General features: G+C 46.0%; 2 protein-coding genes. Both read left to right on the forward strand.

Features of this window, described 5'->3' with window-relative positions; translation table 11 throughout:
• Positions 1-851, forward strand: an 851-nt coding sequence (locus tag VIP81_RS03650) for a FecR family protein (RefSeq protein ID WP_331957120.1), incomplete at its 5' end; no start/stop codon positions are given.
• A 210-nt stretch (positions 852-1,061) separates the two neighbouring features.
• The coding region (locus VIP81_RS03655) for a SusC/RagA family TonB-linked outer membrane protein (RefSeq protein ID WP_331957121.1) at positions 1,062-2,372 on the forward strand (1,311 nt) is incomplete at its 3' end.

The raw sequence follows: 2,372 nt of genomic DNA on the forward strand, positions 1-2,372 counted from the left end.
CACAACTGCAGGCAGAAACGGCCTTGCCCGGAGAAGTGCCCCGGGTGTTTTCGCTCCGTAAAAAAGTAGGGTGGGCGGCGGCCGCCCTTACAGGCATTTGCCTGATGGCAGCGGGTTGGCTGACCTGGTTTACCAAAGGGATAACGCATCAGCCGCTGGCCAATAATGAAGTCACCACCCACGAAGGCTCCCGAAGCAAAATAAAGCTGCCGGATGGCACCGCCGTTTGGCTGAATGGAGGGAGTAAACTTACCTACAGCGATGACATGAAACATGCGCTTACCCGGGAAGTATATCTCACAGGAGAAGCTTGTTTTGATGTGGCCAAAGATGCCGGTAAGCCCTTTATTATACATACCCTGAAAATGCAGGTGAACGTATTAGGAACGGTATTGAACGTACGTTCCTATAGTAACGAAAGCAAGGCTGAAGCCACGCTGGTAAGCGGTAAAATAGAAGTGCTGATGAAAGAAGTGCCAGGGCAGCGGATAGATCTACAACCAGGTGAAAAACTAATTATCTATAATAATCAACCAGCAAAAAAATCAAAGCAGCCGGTAGTACATTATAGCGTAGCCAACGCCGGGAAGCTGCCAGACGATTCCATACTATTGGCAGAAACTTCCTGGATAGAAAATAAGCTGGTATTTAATGATGAAAAAATGCCGGACATCCTGCGGAAAATGGAACATTGGTACAATGTATCTATTCAGGTGAACAATGAAAAAATTAACGACAGCCACTTTACCGGCTCATTTCAGAATGAAACGATTGCAGAAGCCCTCACCGCTATGCAACAGATTCACCATTTTCAGTTTACAATGAAAGGCAAGCAGGTTATTATCAATTAAAAACCACCATATGATTACTTAATACCAGTAATAAAAAACGGGAAATGCGCTAACATTCCCCGTTTGAATTTGTCAACCAAAGCCGGCTGATGTACGAGATCAGCCCGGATGCTTATTGTTTAACTTTTCATTTGTGAAATTATGCAAAAAAAATTACGATTTCATCAGGGAAACCTATGCCTGGTTCCCCGACCGCAAATCATTCGCTTCATGAAGATATTTTTTCTATTGGTTTTTCTGGCCTGCATGCGGGTGTCTGCCAGTGTTTATTCGCAGGATGTAAAGGTGACGCTAGACATCCGGAATAAGTCACTCGCCAAAGCACTTAATGAGCTGGAGAAAAAAAGTAAGGTCCGTTTTCTTTTCAGTGAGGAAACATTGCCGGCTTCGCAAATGATCAACCTGTCTGTTACAGACATGCCCGCCATGGATGTGTTGCAGCAGCTACTGGCGAACACGCCGCTCTACGCCAAAAAAATGGGAGATAAGCTGATCGTCATTGTACCGGGTGGTACCGATATCGCTGATAAAAAAATCAGGGGTAAGGTCACCGGCGCCAAAGGTGAACCGCTGCCGGGCGTAACGGTAAAAGTAGAAGGAACCAATACCGGCGCTGTTACCAACGGTGAAGGGCAATATGAACTGAACGCGCCCGGACTGGCCAGCCTTGTATTTACCTTTGTGGGTTATTTGCCGAAAAAGGTGGCGATTAATAACCGCGAGCAGGTAGACGTAGCACTGGAAGAAGATACCCGCGGATTAAATGAAGTTGTGGTAGTAGGTTATGGTAATCAGAAGAAGGTGAATTTAACCGGCGCCATCTCTTCCATCAGCTCCAAAGATATTCAGAATGTGCCGGTGTCTAATATCTCTAATGCGCTGGCAGGAAGACTTTCCGGTCTGTATGCCAATAACCCCAGCGGTATTCCGGGCGTAAGTTCACCTATCACCATTCGTGGCAGGGGGACTTTAAATTCTTCCGGTGCTTTATATGTCATAGATGGGGTAGTGCGCGGCAAGGAAGATTTTGATGCCCTCACGCCTAACGAAATAGAAAGTGTATCTGTGCTGAAAGATGCCGCATCTGCTGCGGTTTATGGCGCACGCGGCGCTAACGGCGTTTTGCTGGTCACCACCAAACGTGGAGAAATGGATCAGGCGCCCCGCTTTAATTATACCGGTAATGCAGGTACCTTACGTCCTACGCAGATTCCCGGTCGGTTGAATTCCTATCAGCATGCTGTTTTTCAAAACGATATGTTGTATAACCAGTATCCTGGTATTTCGGCAGATGATCCAAGGCTGTATGCCCCCGATGAACTGGACTATTACAAGTCGGGCAAAATAAATACGGATTGGTATAAGCTGGTGGCGAAAGATCCTTATTCTACCCAGCATACCCTGAGTGTAAATGGTGGTGGAAAAAGTGTTCGTTATTTTATGTCGCTCGGTTATTATAATGAGAGCGGGTTGTTTGATAATATTAATTACAAACGTTATAATCTGCGAAGTAACATAGAG

The sequence above is a fragment of the Chitinophaga sp. genome (assembly GCF_036566945.1).
Taxonomy (GTDB): Bacteria; Bacteroidota; Bacteroidia; order Chitinophagales; family Chitinophagaceae; genus Chitinophaga.